This window comes from Undibacterium sp. Ji49W, assembly GCF_049340205.1.
Classification (GTDB): Bacteria; Pseudomonadota; Gammaproteobacteria; order Burkholderiales; family Burkholderiaceae_D; genus Undibacterium.
In genome coordinates this window covers 66,388-87,217 of sequence record NZ_JBMPOW010000024.1, presented here as the reverse complement: position 1 = coordinate 87,217, position 20,830 = coordinate 66,388, and the positions used below count along the sequence as shown (strand labels likewise).

The 20,830-nt window shown below is 53.2% G+C and carries 19 protein-coding genes; 11 read left to right on the top strand and 8 right to left on the bottom strand.

The window, feature by feature from the left end; all coding sequences use genetic code 11:
- Positions 1-152: 152 nt before the first annotated feature.
- Positions 153-1,550: a hypothetical protein gene (locus ACO0LK_RS24105; protein WP_422979617.1), complete on the bottom strand. Its 1,398-nt coding sequence runs from the start codon at positions 1,548-1,550 to the stop codon at positions 153-155.
- Positions 1,551-1,750: 200 nt separating this feature from the next.
- Between ACO0LK_RS24105 and ACO0LK_RS24100 the strand changes: the two genes are divergently transcribed.
- Positions 1,751-3,412: a long-chain fatty acid--CoA ligase gene (locus tag ACO0LK_RS24100; protein ID WP_422979615.1), complete on the top strand. Its 1,662-nt coding sequence runs from the start codon at positions 1,751-1,753 to the stop codon at positions 3,410-3,412.
- A gap of 683 nt (positions 3,413-4,095) precedes the next feature.
- Here the strand turns inward: ACO0LK_RS24100 and ACO0LK_RS24095 are convergent.
- Together ACO0LK_RS24095 and ACO0LK_RS24090 are read right to left on the bottom strand one after the other, a co-directional pair.
- Positions 4,096-4,629, bottom strand: a complete 534-nt coding sequence (locus tag ACO0LK_RS24095) for a PaaI family thioesterase (protein WP_422979613.1) — start codon at positions 4,627-4,629, stop codon at positions 4,096-4,098.
- Positions 4,629-5,102: a PaaI family thioesterase gene (locus tag ACO0LK_RS24090; RefSeq protein WP_422979611.1), complete on the bottom strand. Its 474-nt coding sequence runs from the start codon at positions 5,100-5,102 to the stop codon at positions 4,629-4,631. The genes ACO0LK_RS24095 and ACO0LK_RS24090 overlap by 1 nt, the downstream gene beginning before the upstream one ends.
- A 98-nt stretch (positions 5,103-5,200) precedes the next feature.
- Here ACO0LK_RS24090 and ACO0LK_RS24085 point away from each other — a divergent pair, with 98 nt between their 5' ends.
- Both ACO0LK_RS24085 and ACO0LK_RS24080 read left to right on the top strand, forming a co-directional pair.
- Complete coding sequence (locus tag ACO0LK_RS24085; protein ID WP_422979609.1) at positions 5,201-6,226, top strand: GlxA family transcriptional regulator; 1,026 nt, start codon at positions 5,201-5,203, stop codon at positions 6,224-6,226.
- 196 nt (positions 6,227-6,422) lie between these two features.
- Positions 6,423-7,055, top strand: a complete 633-nt coding sequence (locus tag ACO0LK_RS24080) for a PilZ domain-containing protein (RefSeq protein WP_422979607.1) — start codon at positions 6,423-6,425, stop codon at positions 7,053-7,055.
- Between the two features lie 60 nt (positions 7,056-7,115).
- Here ACO0LK_RS24080 and ACO0LK_RS24075 read toward each other — a convergent pair whose 3' ends face one another.
- Positions 7,116-7,823, bottom strand: a complete 708-nt coding sequence (locus ACO0LK_RS24075; protein ID WP_422979606.1) for a glycine-rich domain-containing protein — start codon at positions 7,821-7,823, stop codon at positions 7,116-7,118.
- 259 nt (positions 7,824-8,082) lie between these two features.
- Between ACO0LK_RS24075 and ACO0LK_RS24070 the strand changes: the two genes are divergently transcribed.
- The 6 genes from ACO0LK_RS24070 to ACO0LK_RS24045 all read left to right on the top strand — a co-directional run bounded on the left by ACO0LK_RS24070 (position 8,083) and on the right by ACO0LK_RS24045 (position 15,255).
- A complete protein-coding gene (locus tag ACO0LK_RS24070; RefSeq protein WP_422979604.1) occupies positions 8,083-9,762 on the top strand; it encodes a methyl-accepting chemotaxis protein in 1,680 nt (559 codons plus the stop codon).
- A gap of 61 nt (positions 9,763-9,823) precedes the next feature.
- Entirely contained in the window at positions 9,824-10,675 is an 852-nt protein-coding gene (locus ACO0LK_RS24065) for an HDOD domain-containing protein (RefSeq protein WP_422979602.1), read from the top strand.
- A 169-nt stretch (positions 10,676-10,844) separates the two neighbouring features.
- Positions 10,845-11,825: an MBL fold metallo-hydrolase gene (locus tag ACO0LK_RS24060; RefSeq protein WP_422979600.1), complete on the top strand. Its 981-nt coding sequence runs from the start codon at positions 10,845-10,847 to the stop codon at positions 11,823-11,825.
- A gap of 78 nt (positions 11,826-11,903) precedes the next feature.
- Positions 11,904-13,142, top strand: a complete 1,239-nt coding sequence (locus ACO0LK_RS24055) for a cytochrome P450 (RefSeq protein ID WP_422979598.1) — start codon at positions 11,904-11,906, stop codon at positions 13,140-13,142.
- Between the two features lie 32 nt (positions 13,143-13,174).
- Positions 13,175-14,341: an ABC transporter substrate-binding protein gene (locus ACO0LK_RS24050; RefSeq protein ID WP_422979596.1), complete on the top strand. Its 1,167-nt coding sequence runs from the start codon at positions 13,175-13,177 to the stop codon at positions 14,339-14,341.
- A gap of 17 nt (positions 14,342-14,358) precedes the next feature.
- Positions 14,359-15,255: a polysaccharide deacetylase family protein gene (locus ACO0LK_RS24045; RefSeq protein ID WP_422979595.1), complete on the top strand. Its 897-nt coding sequence runs from the start codon at positions 14,359-14,361 to the stop codon at positions 15,253-15,255.
- Positions 15,256-15,258: 3 nt separating this feature from the next.
- On the opposite strand, the gene ACO0LK_RS24040 is transcribed toward ACO0LK_RS24045, so the two are convergent.
- Together ACO0LK_RS24040 and ACO0LK_RS24035 are read right to left on the bottom strand one after the other, a co-directional pair.
- Positions 15,259-15,579, bottom strand: coding sequence for a DMT family transporter (locus ACO0LK_RS24040; protein WP_422979638.1), 321 nt, complete (start codon positions 15,577-15,579; stop codon positions 15,259-15,261).
- Positions 15,580-15,947: 368 nt separating this feature from the next.
- Complete coding sequence (locus ACO0LK_RS24035) at positions 15,948-16,169, bottom strand: SlyX family protein (RefSeq protein WP_422979593.1); 222 nt, start codon at positions 16,167-16,169, stop codon at positions 15,948-15,950.
- Between the two features lie 165 nt (positions 16,170-16,334).
- On the opposite strand from ACO0LK_RS24035, the gene ACO0LK_RS24030 reads away from it, so the two are divergent.
- Positions 16,335-17,735, top strand: coding sequence for a glycoside hydrolase family 18 protein (locus ACO0LK_RS24030; protein ID WP_422979591.1), 1,401 nt, complete (start codon positions 16,335-16,337; stop codon positions 17,733-17,735).
- Positions 17,736-17,806: 71 nt separating this feature from the next.
- Here the strand turns inward: ACO0LK_RS24030 and ACO0LK_RS24025 are convergent, their stop codons facing one another.
- Entirely contained in the window at positions 17,807-18,835 is a 1,029-nt protein-coding gene (locus ACO0LK_RS24025; RefSeq protein WP_422979589.1) for an alpha/beta hydrolase, read from the bottom strand.
- Between the two features lie 320 nt (positions 18,836-19,155).
- Between ACO0LK_RS24025 and ACO0LK_RS24020 the strand changes: the two genes are divergently transcribed.
- Positions 19,156-20,232, top strand: coding sequence for an HDOD domain-containing protein (locus ACO0LK_RS24020; RefSeq protein WP_422979587.1), 1,077 nt, complete (start codon positions 19,156-19,158; stop codon positions 20,230-20,232).
- 207 nt (positions 20,233-20,439) lie between these two features.
- On the opposite strand, the gene ACO0LK_RS24015 is transcribed toward ACO0LK_RS24020, so the two are convergent.
- Positions 20,440-20,769 (bottom strand): hypothetical protein, encoded by a 330-nt coding sequence (locus tag ACO0LK_RS24015; RefSeq protein ID WP_186950566.1) that lies wholly within the window; start codon positions 20,767-20,769, stop codon positions 20,440-20,442.
- Between the last annotated feature and the right edge of the window lie 61 nt (positions 20,770-20,830).

Sequence of the window (20,830 nt, the reverse complement as noted above, 5' to 3'; positions counted from 1 at the left end):
TCAACTATACATCGCCAATCATTATTTGCCAGTCAGCAGCAGGCGACAGGTCGCCTGAAACCCCGACTGCACCGTAACGACGGAGACAGTACGGAAACTGCGGCGAGGAGCTGCAAGGCAGCTGGGTCGGTTTTGCGTAAGTCCTGTCAATTCTATTTGGGTAAAGGCTGTACCAGTACCAGTACATCAATGGATGCGGTAGCAGGATTGGCGACGGTAATCGGTTGATAACTGCCACTAGCACGGAAAATCAGTATCGTATCAGTAGTCACTGTCGGGGCGATAAACCCGGCGTTAGCGGTGCTCGCACCGGCGATAAATACCGTAGGCCCGGCCACTTGTGACCAGCTGTAATAGACGATATTCGATCCGGTATTCGAAGGTGCATCCACCTTCAGCGTGACGGCACTACCCGACAGCGCAACCTGGGTAGGGGAATACGACACCAAAGAAATCGGTGTCAGCGGATCAACATAAAACACCACATCCAGCTGGGTGATAGGATCCAGTGAAAAACCGCCGGATGTAATCACCGAATTGGATACATTCAGCGTGAACACGAAAGCGGTTCTGGTGCTGATGAGCTTGGGCAGGGCGGTGCTGGCGACACTGGAGAAGGCATTGAACACCTCTACCGTAGGGCCGGATTTTTGTTTCCAGAAATAATAAATCGGTGTGCTGGAGTCCGCTTTGCCATTGACATCATATTTTACGGATTTGCTGCCATCCAGGGTAATCGTGGCACCCGCCACGACAGTTCCACCGCTATAGGAAATAGGTACCACTGTCGGTTTGATGATGGGTGCAACCGTGACTGTCTGGGTGGCAGTACCGACCTTTTGCTTGTCATCCGTAACGCGGCATTGCAACTTGACGGCAGTTGAAGCCGTCACCACAGGTGCGGTAAAGCTGGTCGCAGCGGTATCTGTCGGTGCCAGGGTGATGGTCGTGCCAGCGGCATCGCTGACCACCCATTGGTAAGAATAAGGCTCGCCCGTGGTGGCAGGTGTACCACCGCTGCCGGCGCAAGTCAGGCTGACCTTGTCACCGGATGAAGCGGTGGTATTGCCGCTGACCTTGGCCACAGGGTTGGCCGTGGTGGACGCTTCCTGTTTCACCACCAAAGTCGTGGATGCCTTGACAATATTGCCTTTGACATCAACTGCATTCAGGGTGAACTTGTAGGTGTAGTCGGCGGTGAGCAAGGCGGGTGGCGTCACCTGCAAGACGCAACTGGCTTCCGCACCGCTGGTACTTTTTTGTATGGTTTTGCAATCGGCGTTGGTCACGGCTGATAGTGCATTGGCCGACAGGGTCAGGTTTTCTACCTGCCAGTACATATTCGTGATGACACCGGCCGTGCTGCTGGCCTGGCCGGTAAAACTCAGGGGTGCGCCACTAGTCACCGTCAGGGCATCGGGAACCGAAATCGCCATAGGATTGGCGGTCGTGCCGCCTGACGTGCCCGAACTGCTGCTGCCCCCGCCACCGCAAGCCACCAATGCCAGGCTGGAAAAAACGACTAAGGCTGTTTTGATTTGCTGAAACACGCTGACTCCGATGACTTACAAAATAGAGAAATTCTCACCATTGTAGCTTCATGCTGGCAATTGCAATACCTTTACGCCAAGTGTTGACAAAATGTTTCAAGTTTTGGTCAGACGGGATTTTTTTACGAACGACCGTGCAAAAATGCTTTAGGTGTGGCACTCTAATAAAAAAACCGACCAAAACCCGGAGACACTGCGATATGAACACTTTGCATTATGCCCACTGGCCGCAAGGCCTGCCCCATCATCTGATTACGCCGGAAGCCAGCGTTTACACGAATTTGCAAGTGTCAGCGCTACGTTTTCCAGACAAACCGGCCATCGTCTTTTATGACTCGGTCATCACTTACCGCCAGTTGCACGAAGAAGTGCTGGCACTGGCGGGCTATCTGCAACAGGTTTGTGGCGTACAAAAAGGCGACAGGGTCTTGCTGAATATGCAAAACAGCCCGCAATTCGTGATCGGCTTTTACGCCATCATGCGCGCAGACGCCATGGTGGTACCGGTCAATCCAATGCTGATGTCGGATGAACTGGCACATTACATCGCCGATAGCGGTGCCAGAACGGCCCTGGTATCGCAAGAGATATTTGCGCGCCTGCAACCGTTGATTGGCCATGGGACATTGCAAAATGCCGTAGTAGCCACTTACTCTGACCATTTACGCGTAGCCACTGACCTGACCATCCCTGATTTCGTCAAGGCAGAACGGCAAGTACCTGATCAGGCCGGCGTCAGCAGCTGGCAGGCAGCCATCCAGGCAGGACACCAACCCAACATCCATCAAGCCGGACCGGATGACCTGGCCTGTATGCCTTACACGTCAGGAACTACCGGCAAACCCAAAGGTTGCATACACAATCACCGCTCGGTCATGTTCAACATCGTCGGCAGCCCCACCTGGTCGGGTGCGATAGTCGCCACCCATGTGGCACTGGCAGTCTTGCCTTTCTTTCATGTGACCGGCATGCAGTCGGTCATGAATGCCATGATCTATTGCGGCGGCACCCTGGTGATACTGCCGCGCTGGGACCGCGACGCCGCAGGACAACTGATTACCCGTTATGCCGTCAGCAACTGGACGCTGGTGCCATCGATGATGATCGATTTCCTGTCGAATCCACGTCTGGGCGAATATGACATTTCCAAACTGACCAGGGTATCCGGCGGTGGTGCGGCCATGCCGGCTGCCATTGCCCAAAAACTGCTGGAACTGTCGGGGCAGGTGTATATGGAAGGTTACGGCCTGTCCGAAACCATGGCCCCGTCCCACCTCAATCCGCCGCAGCGCATGAAGCAACAATGTCTGGGCATGCCGTATTTCAACGTCGATTCGCGCGTGGTGGACCCCACCACCTTGCAGGAAGTAAAACAGGGTGAAACCGGCGAAATCTGGATCAACGGCCCACAAGTCTTCCAGGGCTACTGGAATGATCCGCAAAAGACCGCCGATTCATTTGCCGAACTCGACGGCAAGCAATTCTTCCGCTCCGGCGACCTTGGTTACATTGACCCGGAAGGTTTCTTCTTCTTCACCGACCGCCTGAAACGCATGATCAACGCCAGCGGCTTCAAAGTCTGGCCAGCCGAAGTCGAATCCATGATGTACCAGCACCCGGCGATACAGGAATGCTGCATCATCTCCGCCCACGACGCCTACCGCGGCGAAACCGTGAAAGCCGTCATCGTCAAAAAACCCGGCAGCGACATCACCGCCGAAGACATCATGACCTGGGCCCACGACAAAATGGCCGCCTACAAGGTACCGAAATTTGTGGATTTCGTGGACAGCCTGCCGAAGTCAGGTACGGGGAAGGTGATGTGGAGGACTTTGCAGGAGAAGGAATCGGCGAAGAAATAAGGGGAAACACAAGCTAATTACGGTAATTTAATTGCCGTTGTGGTGCCACTGGGTTTGACGTTGCTGTTGGGTTTGACGTTGCCTTTGACGTTAATCCGCTTGGGCCCTGTGTCCCTATAGGGAGACACATCGCCTTGTAAGGCGATGTCGTTACGCAGGCGGATTGCATGCAATCCGAATTCCCTGCTACACCGATGTAATTTGTGCATCACAGAAAATGGATCAGAAAGCTTCGTGTTTGAGCCGAAGGCGAGTTTCGAAACTTTCCCATTTTTTGTGATGCACAAATTGTGCTGAAGCGCAGCGTAAGCACCCGAAGGGCAAGTCTGCGGTCGCCTTTTCTTTGGATACTTGCTTTTGGCGAAGCAAAAGAAAGTATCTCGGCCGCCGGGCCGAGACCCGGCTTGTATCCACGAAGGGCAATTGCTTTACACAACTCAAGCATGCAACGACCACCACTGGAGCACCGCCCAGTGGATTCCAACTTTCGCAATGACGAATACGTGCTTGATGCGCCCAGTGTTGGGCTGATAAAGCGCAGCCCAACCTACAGCGACGAATTTGTGATTGCCGTTCATCGACAGAACCCCATCCTCATCCCTGCCTTCTCCTTGAAGGAGAAGGAGTAAAAATCAGCACAGCAACTGATGCGGCAAACCATCGTGTGGCTTACCAAACCTCAGTCAAGGCAAGGGAAACACCAGACACGTCGTCGTCGCATGCGCATAAACCTTCCCCGCCGCATCCACAATACGCCCCTCTGCCGTCCCCACCTGCCGCCCTACCTGTATCACCTTACCCTCAGCCCGCACCGGCCCGGTCTTGCTGTTCATGGCCCGTATCAGATTCACCTTGATTTCCAGCGTGGTATAACCAACCCCCTTGGGCAGCATGGATTGCACGGCACAACCCACTGCTGAATCCAGCAGGGTACAGAAATAGCCGCCATGCACGCTACCCAGCGGATTGTAATGCTGCACACCGGGCGTGCCCTGGAACACGATACGGCCTGGCTCACCTTCTACCGGAATGAAATCCAGCGTCTTGCCTATGGGGGCGACCGGGTAATCGCCATTCAGGATACCTAGCAGGAAATCGATACCGCTGACGGCTTTCAACTGATCCAGCGTAGCAACGCCAGGTTCTGCCATGCGTGCGCGCACTTCGGCTTCACGGGCCAGCCATTGCTGCAAGACTGCTTCGGTTTCTGTACTCATCATGCATCCTTACGGGGAAATAAAATCATTTGTGTACAACGAAACAAGGCAATGGTCTTGCCCTGGTAACTGACCACGGCATCCCAGACCTGAGTGGTGCGGCCCAGATGTACACCGGTGGCAACGACGCTGATGGTGCCCTCACGGGCTGTACCCAGGTGATTCGACTTCAGTTCCACAGTGGTAAAACTTTGTGCCCCTGCTGGCAGGCTGCTGATGCAGCCATAACCGCAGGCAGTATCTGCCAGCGTCACCACACTGCCGGCATGCAGATAACCGTTGGGGGCCAGCAAATGCGGCTGCACCGGCAATTCTGCGGTGACGCGTCCTTTTTCTACCGACAGTATGCGTATGCCCAAATGGCCGGGCAGGAATGGGGCTCCGAACTGGTTCAGCCGTTGCGCATGTTCATCGGGTGCATCGGGTATGTCGGGTATGTCGCCACTGGGTGCGAGATTTTTTTCTGCCTGCATGCTGGTCTTCCATGTTGACTATTCTTACAGCTATTCTAAATATTGCGGGAAAAGGTGGATAGTGTCAGTATTGACTCTTTTAATGCAGATTACGACAAATGGTTGATATCGAAGTCTGGCTGTACCCACAATGCATGGCATCTGCCGTCACTGGCCCGCTGGATGTGTTTGCGGTGGCGAATGCGATCTGGGCCATCAAAAACCGGGATGATGTCGGTCCGCTATTTAAGTGGAGCCTGCGCTCTCTCGATGGCAAACCCGTCATGACACCAGCCAGGGTCAGCCTGGTTGCGAATGGTCCGATACAGGCAGACAGCAAGGCAGATGTGATTATCCTGCCCGGCATTTATGTCGGCAATGGTGTTGCCGGCCTGCTGGGTAATTTGCATGATATGCGCGATGTCTTCCCTATCCTGCGTGAAAAACACCGTCAGGGTACGGTACTGGCATCGAATTGCAGTGCCACTTTCGTACTGGCCGAAGCTGGTTTGCTGAATGGCGGGCATGCCACCACCACCTGGTGGCTGGAACGGGCCTTCAAGGCCCGTTACCCAGAGGTACAACTGCGTCTGGCCCAGGTATTGAGTGAATATGAAAATATCCTGACCAGCGGCGCAGCTACCAGCTATCTGAACCTGGCCTACCACCTGGTAGAAAGATTTGGCGGGCAGGATGTTGCCACCGGCGTTTCCAAGACACTGCTGATCGATGCCAATCGCGCATCACAGATGCCATACATGCAAATGCTGACCCTGACCCAGCAAGATAGCCAGCCGCATGAAAACCTGCTGGTGCAGCGTGCCCAGAAATGGCTGAACCAGAATCACCACCTGCCTTTCCGCCTGCCTGCACTGGCGGAACATCTGGCCGTCAGTGAACGCACGGTGATACGGCATTTCCACCAGACCCTGGATACCACGCCAGCCAGTTACGCCCAGCAAATCAAGATGGATATCGCCAAACGCCTGCTGGAAAGCACCACACTGACGCTGGAACAGGTGGCCGAGCGCACCGGCTACAGCGACCCCAGTTCCTTCCGCCGCCTGTTTAAACGACATTCGGGATTGTCACCGGCCAGTTACCGCGAACAGTTCAGACCGGCGAAGCGGGTGGTGAGTACCTAAGCCACACCGACACATGCACTGCATACCTAGGCGGCCTGGCAAAATTTGATCATCCCGGCCATGACAATATAGAAAAGAAAGTTCTGTCTTCTTTTGATGTAGTGACTGACAATCACAGGTATAAAAAGCTTTTGATGGGAAATGAGAATAATTTCCATATGGAAATTATTTCGGCTTTTTTCTATATAATGGTGTCATGCACAAACTGCCCGGAAAAAGAAAAGTCTCTTATGGCGCTGATACGGTAGCGCCAGAAACGCCTGTCGTCTTGCCGGATAAGGATGCGAAGGGCGTGGTCGTAGATGCTCCCTTAACTCCACCCTTGGCGTCCCCCTTAACACCGCCCTTTGTTGTTCCCGGGATTGATCCGGAACCGGCTTTTGTGGTTCCGGTGCAGGATGCCCCATCCCCTGACGGTGCACCTGCTTCCAAGATCCTTGTCAAATTCAATGAAATCAAGGCGCAACTGCCGCGTTCGCACAGCCGTTATCTGGTGAAATGGAAAATTGCCCTGATTCATGAGTTCAGTGGCAAAAAACTGACTTATCACGGCAAGATCAATGACATTTCAGAAAATGGCCTCAGCATGTTCTGTGACTACAATGTCTTTTTCAATGGCAGAGTCAAACTGATCATGACCTTGCCACCCTTGAATGTAGGCCTGCACGCCCAGAAAATAGAAGTCGAAAGCAAGATGGTGTACACCATACTGTCGCAATTTTCTTTCCGTATCGGGCTGGAATTCCTGAATTTCCATGATGGCGAAAAGAAAATACTCATGGACAGACTGGAAAGCAGCAATGCTGCCCTCAAGCCGGGCAGCGGCTAAAGCCTGTCGCCATAGCCAGGCCCGCTTCACCGGCCAGCCTCTTAGAATGTGTTTACTGTCTTAATCACTGCCACCACAGCCTCCGCTACAACCACCACCCGAACTGTCGCCACCGCTGTCACCACCACTGTCACTACTGCCGCTATCCCGTGCGGTATCACCAAAATCATACGGGCTGTCACTGCTGCCACCACCATAAAAATCACCGCCGCAATATACAGTGCCATCTGTATTGGTACGCAGGGCGCTGCAATTGGGTTCATAGCGAAAGCCATCGGCAATATTCCATTTGGCATCCAGCGCAAACAGCAGGGGCAAGCGGGTGGCACGACGGGGGTTGATGTTTTCTTCGAGGCAGGCAAACCACCAGGTGCGACGCAGACCACTATTATTGCGCAGATTGCTGCCCAGCACGGCGGCTGGCGTATGGTGCATATAACGGCCAAACGCCTTGTTACAGAATTGTTCGTAATTTTTGGTGTAGAGAATGAATTCATGCCAAAGCTCATCAACGACCAGTGAAGGCATGGCGATATGCTTGTAACCCGACTTCAGATAAACGAGGAAAAACTGCCTCAGTGCCCTTGCCACCAATTGTTGATCTTTTATGGACAGGTCAGTACGCTGTTTGTGGAGTCTTTCCAACAGTCCGGGCGGAAACATATAACTGCGTATGTAGTCAGCCCGGGCAGCACGTCGCCAGCGCGTCCAGACAAAAATCAGGCTGGCAGAGAGTAGCAGCACCACGATGGTCATCAATATAGGCATGTAGTAATCCACAGAATTTAACAAAAACTTGCCGTTTTGCTGCTTTGCAACAAAACAGAATTGGCATAGTATGAATACAGCGTTCACAATTTCTGTATAGCAATGCAATCCAGGTAAGGCGCACTACTTCCTACCGAAGCTTATTTCACCGTTACAAAGACATACCGGATTTTCTCTTCCCCTGAGTCTGATATGTTGAATCTTGAAAAATATTTTTTCGCATTTTGTAGCAAACGAAGTTTTTTCTGGGAGATACACGATGAACTTGCGTCACTTGCGCATAGGAACCCGACTTGCAGTCGGTTTTGGTGTAATACTCGCCACCCTGATTCTCATCCTTGTCATCGACAGCATCTTCAGCGCCAGCAACCGCAAGGAAATGGTCGCTGGCCTGGAGCTTTCGCACGCCAAAACCGAGCTGGCTGCCACCATGAAAAGCAGCATGCTGGAAAGCGGCATTGCCATACGCAATATCGGCCTGCAAAGCGAAATTAGTGAAATCGACAAGCAAAAAGCTATCTCAAAAAAGCAACAGAGTCGCTTTGCCGAAGCACGCGACAAACTGATCGCCCTCGGTCTGAAAGATGAAGAGAAAAAAATCCTCGATACCGTTTCAGAAATGGACAAGGAAATCGATGTTCCCACCAAAGAAGCCTTAAAAATGTTGTTGGCATTCAACGGTGAAGAAGCCGTCAAGGTAATTGCCACCAAAATTGACCCCTTGCAACAAAAGGCTTTACTGGAAATTAATAAACTGGTTGATCTGCAAAACAAGGCCGCCGCTGAACTGTCCAGCATTGCCGAAAGCAAGGGCAAACAACTGACGACCACCCTGTTTGCGATTGGCGCTGTGATTTTACTGATAGGCGCAGGCTTCTCGGTATTTTTGACACGCAGCATTACCACGCCACTGCGCGAAGCGGTCGTCATCGCCAAACAGGTTGCTGCCGGTGAACTATCTTTCCGCGAAACCTCTGACGGTACCGATGAAATCAGCGAACTGCTGAATGCGCTGAAAGAAATGAATGACAATCTGCACCATATCGTCAGCGAAGTCCGTCAGGGTACCGATGCTATCGCGATTGCCGCAGGTGAAATCTCCAGCGGTAACGCCGACCTGTCTTCACGCACGGAAACCCAGGCCGGTGCGCTGGAAGAAACCGCCAGCACCATGGAAGAAATCACCGCCACTGTCAGGCACAATGCAGACAATGCCAGACAGGCGAATGGCCTGGTGACCTCGGCGTCCAACTTCGCCATCAAGGGCGGCGAAGAAGTAGGCAAGGTAGTCCACACCATGAATTCCATCAAGGAAAGCTCGCGCAAGATCGTCGACATTATCAGCGTGATTGACGGCATTGCCTTTCAGACCAATATCCTGGCGCTGAACGCGGCGGTAGAAGCTGCCCGTGCCGGTGAGCAGGGGCGTGGCTTTGCCGTGGTGGCGTCGGAGGTCAGAAATCTGGCCCAACGCAGCGCCAGTGCCGCCAAGGAAATCAAGACCCTGATCAGCGATTCGGTTGAAAAAGTCGATGCAGGCGGCAAGCTGGTCGATGCCGCCGGCAAAACCATGGGGGAGATCGTGACTTCGGTCAAACATGTGGCCGATATCATGACCGAGATCAGTGCTGCCGGCCAGGAACAAAGCTCAGGTATAGAAGAAGTCAACCGTGCCATCACCCAGATGGATGAAATGACGCAGCAAAATGCAGCGCTGGTAGAACAGGCAGCAGCAGCGGCTGAAAGCATGGAGGAACAAGCCAATATCCTGGCCCGCACCGTCACTGCCTTCAAGCTGGATGCTGCCAGCAAGCATGTCCGTCGCGTACAGCCGACCAAAGTCAGTGCCGCGCCGCCGGACAGTGAAAATGCGGATTCCAACTTGATTATGTCAACTGCTGGTAAACTAGTGAGGGTATTGGGTTTCAATAAAAGTTAAAAAGTTAAGCGAGAGATAGGAACAGACCCTCGCTTCGGGTCTTTTCTATCTAGAAATGTATATGAACAAGTCGGAAGCACTAAGAAGCATCGTTGAACAAGCCAGCAATGGGGATTTGGTTTTTCCGACCAATGTCAACGCATCACTCAAAATACAGCAAGCTCTGGATGACCCGGACTGCGGCATAGAAACAGCGGCCAAACTGGTCATGACAGAACCTTTGATGTCGGCCCGCGTGGTGGCCATCGCCAATTCTGTCGCCTATAACCGCTTTGGCGGCGGGGTCACCAATATCCGCACGGCCATCACCATACTCGGTTTCAATACCCTGCGTTCCGTGACGGCTGCCGTTGTCATGCGGCAATTAAGTGCAGCCGTTTCCCATCCTGGCATACGCGCCAAAATGGAGGCGCTGTGGCGTCATTCCGCCTATGTGGCAGCACTGGCCCACCTGATTGCCCGTAAAGTCAGCAAGGTGGATGCCGAAACGGCGCTGTTTGCCGGTATCGTGCATGAGGTAGGCGGTTTTTACCTGCTGTCGCGCGCCCAGGAATTTCCAGCCTTGCTGGATATAGAAACTGCGCCGCCATCGCCGGATGACCTGGCGGAAACCGATGAAACCTTTATCGGTCGTGCCGTCCTGAATAAATTGCTGGTGCCCAAACGTGTGGTCTCTGCCGTCGAAGCACTGTGGTATGGCATGCGCGTCATGCCGCCAGAAACCCTGGGTGATACACTGCTGCTGGCCAATGAACTGGCTGCCGTACCTTCGCCGCTGGACCCACGCTCGCCAGAAAGCATACGCCAATCCGCTTCGGAAATTGATTTCGCCGTCGGTGAAGGCACCCTGTCTTCCATCCTGTCTGAATCGGCAGAAGACGTCGAATCCCTGACCGCGACCCTGATCAGTTAGGCATCAGTTAGGCATCAGTCGCACACCTTGCGTGTGCGGCGACGGACTTTGCAAAAATTCGGCATAATAGCTTCGCTTCTATCCGTAGCAGGAGAGCATTCTGCCTCTTACAGCCAAGCCACAAGCTGGCTGTCACCTGCTGAACCCTACCAGATCCTAAGGAAAAACCATGCAATTGAAAAGTTTGCTTCGTTCCGGCCTGTTCAGCTCATCCATCCTGGCAGGTATTGCCGTGTTTGGTATTCCAGCCATGAGCGCCCACGCCGCCGCCCCCATGGCGAAAACCTCAGCACCAGGTTTTTACCGCAGCATGCTGGGCGATTTTGAAATTACCGTGCTGTCTGATGGCACCGTTGCCTTGCCTGTTGACAAGCTGCTGACCAATACCACGCCAGAAAAAGTCACTAAGGCACTCGCCAAATACCACCAGCAAAGCCCGCTGACGACCTCGTTCAATGCCTTCCTCATCAATACCGGCAGCAAGCTGATTTTGATTGATAGCGGCGCGGGCGTATTCTTTGGACCTACCGTGGGCAAACTGCAGGCCAACCTGAAAGCATCCGGTTACCTGCCTGAACAAATCGATGAAATCTACATCACCCACATGCATGCCGACCACATCGGCGGTCTGGTGGATGGAGATAAGGCAGTCTACCCAAATGCCATCGTGCGTATAGACCAGCATGACACGGATTTTTGGTTAAGTCAGGCCAATCTGGACAAGGCCACTGGTGATGCCAAGGGCGGCTTTGAAAAATCCATCGCTATCCTGAAGCCTTATGTGCAGGCTGGCAAACTGAAACCGTTTGAAGGCGACACTGAACTGGCGCCAGGTATCAAGGCAGTAGCAGCCCACGGCCATACCCCTGGTCACACTGCGTACAAAGTCGAAAGCAAAGGCCAGACCCTGATGTTGTGGGGTGACCTGATGCATGTCGCCGCAGTCCAGTTTGACAACCCTGCGGTCACCATCAAGTTTGACAGTGACAGCAAGGCTGCTTACGCACAAAGACAAAAAGCCTATGGTGATGCAGCGCAGCAAGGCTATCTGGTCGGCGCCGCCCATCTGGCGTTTCCTGCCCTGGGCTATGTGCGCAAAGAGGGCAAGGGCTATGCCTGGACACCTTTGAACTATGCACCACTGCCATAATCTGAATTGTCATCTGCCTGATTGACAGTACCCGGCAAATCGGACACAGTGCAAACTCTGTCCTTTGCCGGGTTTTTTATGCCTTCTCAGTATCAGAATAGCGTCACGCCAGCGCCACTCATCAGCGATGATTTTGACCTGCGCCACCTGCCCGCAGGTTTTTACCAGAACCCCTATCCCTACTACCACGCCCTGCGCGAGCAGACGCCCGTGCGCAAGATGCCGGATGGTTCTTACCTGCTGACGCGCTATGCCGACCTCGTGCAGGCGTACAAGGATGCGAAGACCTTCAGCTCAGACAAGAAACTGGAATTCAAACCGCGCTATGGTGATTCGCTGCTGTATGAACATCACACCAATAGCCTGGTGTTCAATGACCCGCCACTGCACACGCGGGTACGTCGCCTGATCATGGGTGGCCTGACACCAGCAGCCATGGCCGATACCGAACCCGGCCTGATCAAGCTGGTAGATGGTTTGTTGGACCAGATGGAAAACAAGGCAGAGGTTGACCTGATTACCGATTTCGCGTCCGCCATCCCGGTAGAAATCATAGGCAACTTGCTGGCAGTGCCGCATGATGAACGTGAACCCCTGCGTGAATGGTCACTAGCGATACTGGGTGCGCTGGAACCCGCCATCACGCCAGAATTTTTTGCCTATGCCAATCAGTGTGTTGCCGAGTTTTTGGCCTATCTCAAAGAGCTGGTTGCAAGGCGCCGCCTGCACCCTGGTGACCCCAAAACCGACATGCTGACGCGCCTCATAGAAGGTGAAGCCAATGGTGAAAAACTGACGGAAACCGAGCTCTTGCAAAACTGTATTTTCTTGCTGAATGCCGGACATGAAACCACAACAAATTTAATCGGCAATGGCCTGGTCGCCTTGCAGGAATGGCCAGAACAAAAAGCCCGCCTGATCGCCCAGCCAGAAATGATCAACACCGCCATCGAAGAATTTTTGCGCTTTGAAAGTTCCAATCAGTTGGGTAATCGCATGACAACGGTGGATACGCGAATCGGCGACACCGATATTGTCGCTGGCAGCCGCATCAGCCTGTGCATAGGCGCGGCCAACCGCGACCCCTTGCAATTTCCTGATCCAGACCAGCTCGACCTCAGCCGCAACCCGAATCGCCATCTGGCCTTTGCATCCGGCATACATCAATGTGCGGGCATGTTTTTGGCGCGGCTGGAAGGCAGGGTGGCGATTTCGCGCCTGCTGGCACGGTACCCCAATTATGTATTGAGCGCACTACCCGTCAGAGGTGGGCGCGCACGCTTTCGCGGTTTTTTATCGGTACCTTGCACACTATAAAAATTCTTCACAACAAAAAATACGGAGACAACATGAAAACAAATACCCAACTCAAAAAAAGCCTGCTGGCACTGACAGCAACGCTGCTCTGCACAGGTATCAGCGCGCAGGCACAAATCAGGATAGGCGTGACCATTTCATCGACAGGACCGGCTGCCTCTTTGGGCATACCCGAGAAAAATGCGATTGCCATGCTACCCAAGGAAATCGCAGGCAAAAAAGTGGAATACATTGTCCTTGATGATGCGTCCGACACCACGCAAACCGTGACCAATACCCGCAAGCTAATCTCCGAAGAAAAAGTCGATGCCATCATCGGTTCCACCACGACCCCGAATTCCCTCGCCATGCTGGCTGTGATAGGTGAAGGCAAGACACCCGCCATCAGCCTGGCATCCAGCAACCGCATCATCGAACCTATGGATGCCAACAAAGCCTGGATGTTCAAGACGCCGCAGACCGATACCATGATGGCAATCGCGATTGCCGAAGACATGAGCAAGAAGGGTGTCAAGACCATGGGCTTCATTGGATTTTCTGATGCCCTGGGTGAAGCCTTCCTGGTGGAAGTGAGCAAATACGCCGAGCTGAAAAAAATCAGAGTCGTAGCCACAGAACGTTTCAGCCGCAATGACAACAGCGTCGTCGGCCAGGTCTTGAAACTGATGGCCAGCAACCCCGATGCCATCGTCGTCGGTGCCTCTGGCACGCCTGCTGCGCTGCCACCCAAAACCCTGGCCGAACGTGGCTATAAGGGCCGCATCTATCATAACCATGGCGTCGCCAACAGCGACTTCCTGCGCGTTTGCGGCAAGGACTGCGATGCCACCTACCTGCCGACCGGCCCGGTCATGGTGGCCAGACAACTGGCCGACAGCAATCCCGTCAAAAAAGCTGCGCTGGATTTTTCCAACAAGTTTGAAGCCACCTATGGTGCAGGCAGCCTGGCCGCATTTGCATCCTATGCCTGGGACGCCGGTTTGCTGTTGCAGCAAGCCATACCCGTGGCCTTGAAGAAAGCCACTCCTGGCACCGCCGAATTCCGCGCCGCCTTGCGTGATGCCCTTGAAGCTACTCAAGGGCTGGCCACCACCAATGGTGTCGTCAACATGAGTAAAAGCGACCACCTGGGCCTGGATCAAAGAGCACGCGTGATGGTACAGATCAAGGGTGGAAAATGGGTATATCAGGCAGAATAAACGAGACTGAATACACCATGAAAACTGTTTGGATCATGGCGGCACTGCTGGTCGGTAGTGCCGTACCGGCATGGGCTGCCGACACCTTCGATATTACCATCACCGTGGACGACATGCCGGCTCATGGCCAGCTGCCACCAGGAATGACACGGGCAGGCATTGCCGCATCCCATATCAAAAGCTTCAAAGCGCACGGCGTGCCGGAAGCCTTCGGCTTTGTCAACGCCGCCCGGCTGGCTGATGATACGGGCAACGCCGCCGTTCTTGATATCTGGCGTCAGGCTGGCTACCCGCTGGGCAACCACACTTACAGCCACATGAACATTGAGAAAGCAGCATCGCTGGAAGCCTGGCAAGCCGATGTGATTGCCGGCGAGCCAGCAGTTGCAAGCAGGATGGAAGAGGCCTTCTGGCGCTATCTGCGCTTTCCCTACCTGTCCGTCGGTACCACCCGACGCGATGAGGCGTTCGCCTTCCTGCGCGATCGCGGCTATAAAATTGCGGATGTCAGCATTGCCTTCAGCGACTGGGACTATACCGATGCCTATGCACGCTGTGTCGGCAAGGCGGATACCGCCAGCATAGAACGTATGAAAGTCCACTACCTGCAAGGCGTCGACACCGGCATCGCCAACATGAAAGAAAACTCAAAGCGCGTGTACGGGCGCGTTATCCCGCAAGTGCTGCTCACCCACATCGGCGGCTGGAGCGCCGTCACGCTGCCCGACGTATTGGCCCGGCTGGATGCCGCCGGTGCCCGTTACGTGACACTGGCCCAGGCACAGGCTGACCCGGCCTATGCAGAACCCGGAGGCGGTAGCGTCATCGGTCGCAGCGCCAGTAAAAACAACATCAGGCTGGTTACAGATACATCCGGCGATCCGGCGCTGGATCTCAAATCCATCTGCAAATAGACCTTAATCTGGTGACGACATTTTCATCATCACCAAGCCGGACAGGATAAGTACAGCAGCACAAACGCGAGTGAAATTCAGTTGTTCGCCCAAAAAGACTATGCCTACGATGAAGGCACCAAGGGCACCGATACCGGTCCAGATTGTGTATGCAGTACCAAGTGGAAGACTGCGCATGGACAGTGACAGCAAAACGATGCTAATGAGCATGCCAGCAATAGTCACGGCAGAGGGGATTAATTTTGTGAAGCCATCCGATTGCTTCATAGCGAAAGCCCAGACGACTTCAAAGAGTCCTGCAACGACCAATAATATCCAAGCCATGATGGCTCTCCTTTCAAAGAGCCGGGCCGTCCCGGACATTCGTTCCCAAAGCGGGGAAGGTCGTTCCTTCTGGTGAATCTGTGTCCATTCACCTGCATCTGGCTTGAATAGCCAGACATATAAATTATAGCTCAGCCAGTAATCATCTGCTTTAGGGCTTGGGATGAGGTTTTGCTGCAAATTCATTGACAGTCAATTGACCGGAACCCATCCCCACCCTAACCCTCCCCTTGAAAGGGAGGGGATTGATCAGTCATTTTTTTGTGAAGCATATTGCTCCGGATAGCAGTGCGCCTGCGCTGAAGTAAGGTCAACAAGAATACAGTGCTTCAATTGGCCAGAATCTGCATCAGCAAACCACACCAGCCTCAATAATGCGGCGGCCTTTCATCCACCACCGCTGTCCGCTGACTGGCCGTCACGGCCACTTCGCGTATGCGTACCGCCATCGCGGTACACAGCGCTTCAAGTTCATCAATTTTCTTTTGCTGCCTGTAGACCTGGGTATTCAGGGTATCCACCAGATCATCCTGACGTGTCAGGCGTATCTCCAGGTCAATCAATCTTTCTTCGGTTGCGGTGTGTGTCATGATGCAGCTTTCCTTCACAGTAGGCAGACAGTATGCCATACCAGTCTGGTATGCTGGTGGACTGGTATGCTCATAGCTAAAGCCAGTAGCATCAGTGGTATGCCCCGATAATCCAACAAACAAAAATCTGTTGACCCATTTCATCTGTGCTTGCATGCTGTCGCCATGAAACCTTTTGTCCAACTCTTCACCTCCTCCTTGCTTCGCGGTTTGCCGGGCGTGCTGGCTTCGCTGATCTTGTGTACAGCTTCTGTCGCTATGGCAACTGAAGTGAAAAAACCTGTCGTCATCGGCTATTACCTGCTGGAAAAAGACCAGATCAACAGCTATGCCGATGGCAAGACAGAGTTCCCGGTATCTGCCATCACGCCAGAAAAAGCGCGCATGCTGACCCATATCAATTACTCTTTCCTCAACATCAGTGAAGAAGGGCAATGTGCACTGGAAGAAGGTACCGACCCACGAATGGCACGCAAGGTGTTTGATGAATTACAGGGCCTGAAAAAACACAATGCCGATTTGCGCATTCTGTTTTCCATAGGAGGCTGGTCTTACACCAATGATGACAGTGCCACGGTAGGACGCTACCGGAAGGCTGCTGCCAGCAGCAATGCCAGACAAAAACTGGCACAGTCCTGCATCGCCTTCATGCGTGAATATGGTTTCGATGGAATCGACATAGACTGGGAATATCCGCGTGCAGAAGACAGTGCCAACTTTGTGGCATTGCTGAAAGAAATCCGCCAGCAACTGAAACAGGAAAAGCGTACCGGCAAACCCGCCTGGCAACTGACCATCGCTGCTGCCGGCGGTGCCTTTAATATGGCGCGCACCTACCTGTATTTGCCACAGATTGCCGCCCAGCTCGATTACATCAATCTCATGACCTATGACTTGAACGGCCCGTGGGAACAGCAGACCAACCACAATGCCCATCTGTACGGCAATGCTGGCGAACACCTGTTTGAAAACCCATTGCGCGCACTGCCTTTCAAACCGGCGCTCAGCAAGAAAGTGCTGGAACAGCGCTTTCCTTCACCGTTTGCACTGACCGTGGATGCAGCAGTGCAGCAATATCTGCATGCTGGCGTACCCGCTGCCAAGCTGGTGCTGGGCCTGCCATTTTATGGCCGCGCCTTCTTTCAGGTCGGACCGGACAAGCGGGGTTTGTATCAAACTCATGCAACGCCGTCTGGTGACGAATATGTCGGCGACCCTGGATTGCTGACAGGTTGTGATGCCTGCGCCGCCCGCAAAGACCCACGCATAGCCACGTATGCCGACATCAGGAAACTGCTGGCATCTCCACTGGGATATAAAAGCTATTTCGGCGCGGACACCAAAGTGCCGTGGATATACAACGCCGACAAGAAAATCTTCATCAGCTATGACAATGAAGAATCCTTTGCCTACAAAGTCACTTACCTGAAAAAATACGGCCTGGCCGGTGCCATGTTCTGGCACCTGGGGCAGGATGATGAACAGGGCAGTCTCTTGCGCAGCCTATACATGCACCTGAATCCCGAAACCAGCTTGCAGGGTGGCGTGCAATACATTTCAAAGTAGCCGCCATGACATAGGCTGGCGAATGGATCGGCAGGTGCAGATCCATTCGACACATGACAACAACATGTGGGCTAAGGCAGGGAACTGTCCACCTCTTTCAAAAACTTGTCCACCGCAGCCGTATAGGCACTATCCTGCCCCAGTGTTTTATTGATATCCGCATGGCTCATGGCTTGCGGCAGGGTCTGGGCCAGCATCCCCAGGGATTTGGCCTTGCTGACAAAAGCTTCCGCCTGCAGGCAGGGTTTGTCCGGTCTTTGTGAAGAACAGATGGCCAGGAAGGCTGCGGCTGGTTGCTTCAGCAACAGGCTGGGTGAAGCCGCCTTCCAGTAGGCAGGGTCATTGCCAAAGGCCTCGTCATAAAAACGGTAATGCTTTTGTTCCATGATGCTGTTGATGTCATAGGCAGCACTATCAATGGAAATGGTAGCCAACCAGGGGCTGGCACCCGCTTTGCCGGCGATGGCAGGATTACTGGCCAGTACGGACACCAGATGGGCACCGGCAGAATGCCCCATGAGAATGAATTTGCTGCGGCTGCCACCCCATTCTGCTGCCCGGCCCTGTGCCATCGCCAGTGCACGGGCTACGTCATCGGCCTGTTCCAGCGGTCTGGTATCGGGCAGCATGCGGTAATTGATGGAAATAAACACATAGGCTTTCGGTAGCCAGTGCGCCGCCTTGTTTTCAACCACCCCACGCGCGGTTTTGTTACCTATTTTCCAGGCACCGCCATGCACCATGAATATGACAGGCATGTCGGGATGAGCAATCGCCGTAGCTGGCATATACACATCCATGGTCTGCCGCTTGTCGCTGCCATAGGCAATATCACGTAGCACGCGGGTACCTGGCGGCAGCCCGGCTGCATTGACAGTTGTTGTATCTGCGTCACTCTGGCCGCCATCTGATTTACCGTCCGATTTGCCATCCTGCATGGCTTTTTGTTCCTGTCGCTCTTGCCGCCGTTCCATGATTTTGTCACGCAAGGTACCGGCCATGACAGATGCGGGCAAACCAACCATGGCCGTGCTGACGCAGACAAGCGTTAGCAACAATTTTTTATGATGAAGGGTAAATAATTTGAGAAATATGGCCATTTTTTGAACTCCCTGAATATTCAAACTGACATGGAAGGATGAAAAGCTTAATCTTATGAAAGTTGCCTGGATTTGTCCCTGCTGCATATGCAACAAAATGTAGGTCCCCACAGAATATTTACCAAAAGATACATGTAAGATAAGCGCAAAAAGATACGCACATATACCTACATATACCTACATAGACCTACATCAACCTACACACAGCCCACAGGCCCACAAAGGAAAACTCCAGATATGTTGAAGCCCTGCCTCCTGGTTCAGGAAATCTACCCCGCCATCATGCGTGGACAAGGGCAGGTATCATGCTAGGGCTGGATATGTTGAAACGCCTTTTCGGCCTGACAGCAGATTCCGGCAGCGCGGCTGGCAATGACCATGCACAGCATGCAGGCTCATTGGCAACAGGCGCATCCAGCAAAATGGCCGGTGTAGCAGAAGAAGCCCCAAATGACCTGAACTGGAAACCTGCATTCGATGTCGACGCCCGGTTTTTTCCATGGCTGCTGGGTGACTACGGCAAATCATTCGGCCATGATCTCGAAAAACCCTTGCTGATGGCGCTGGAAAAGGTATGCCGGTCCGAATTTGCCGGTTCCAGCCTGATCCCGCGTGTACCCAGCGTCTTGCCGCAATTGCTGAAAAGCCTGCGGAATGAAAATGTGTCCGGTGATGAACTGGCCAGGCATATCGCCAAAGATGTGTCACTGGTGGCTGAACTGATCGCTGAAGTCAACAGTTCCTACTACAGTACCAGCGACAAGATCAGCAGTCTCGACAATGCCGTGCGCCTGTTGGGTATCAATGGCTTGCGCATGCTGGTCGCACGTTCGGCTTTCCGGCCACTGATACAACTGCAATCCGGTCAGTTGACCAAACACGTGGCACCAGTCGTCTGGCAGCAATCCGAGTATTGCGCGCTGGCCTGTCGCCTGCTAGCGCAGGAAAGAGGGCTGGACAGTTTTCATGCCTATCTGGCCGGTCTGCTGCAAAACGTGGGTTTGATCATTGCCTTCCGCACTATGGATCAAAGCATACAATATCAGCGCATGCCGCTGTCCACAGAATTCAGACTATCGTTTTTGCGCATGGCGCAGTCGCTGTCTTTCCGCGTTGCCCAACAATGGGATTTTCCCGATGCCGTAACGGCTGCTCTGCAAGCCCAGATCAACAACGATCATGCGACACAAAGCCCGCAGTATCGGCACGATCTGCACAATCTGCACAATCTGGGCCTGGTCGTCAGACAGGCGAGCGAACTCAGCAAACTACGTCTGCTGGTGAATGACGATGTCGTCAGCCAGCAGGACAAAGAATTGCAATGGGCCGCCGCCAGCAATATACAAAGCTGTTTTGCAGCATTGCAATTGGGGCAGCGAGATAACCAGTCTGCATAATGAGACGGGACCGCACATCAGTAGCGCTGAATTTTGCAAACCCATTTTCAAAACAAATATCTCCGATTATTTACTTATCCGCATCGAAGAACTTTGTTTTAAAAACGGGCCACTAGCGCATAAAAAGATGCGTGAAAACAGCGCGGGTCCGGTTCAGCTCATCTGCATCAGGCAGCACATCTTTCCAGTACATGAAACACATACCTCTCAGCCTTGAACGCGACGGGCTGGTGTTTTTTCAGCCAGTTGTGAACGTTCAAACTGGTCTTCTTTGTCCATTGCCATCTTCTGTTCTGCTGTCAATCTTTTGGCACTGATCATCACAACATGGGTTGCATCCTGTGCAGTATCAAAAGCGATTTTCTGTTCTTCGCTCATGCGTTTTGCAACGATGGTGACGCTTTGCACGGCAACGTTATCTTGCTTGTCTTGTGCCTGAACCTGAGTGTATGCAGAGCCGATTGCCAGTACGCCGGCGACCAGTGCTGTAGACAGAATCAAGCCGCTTTTCATTGTGTTTGCGATTGTGTTTTTCATTTCGTTTTCCTCTTTAGTGGTTGGTTGATGTGTGTACTTTAGAGCTTGCCCTGTCAATCTG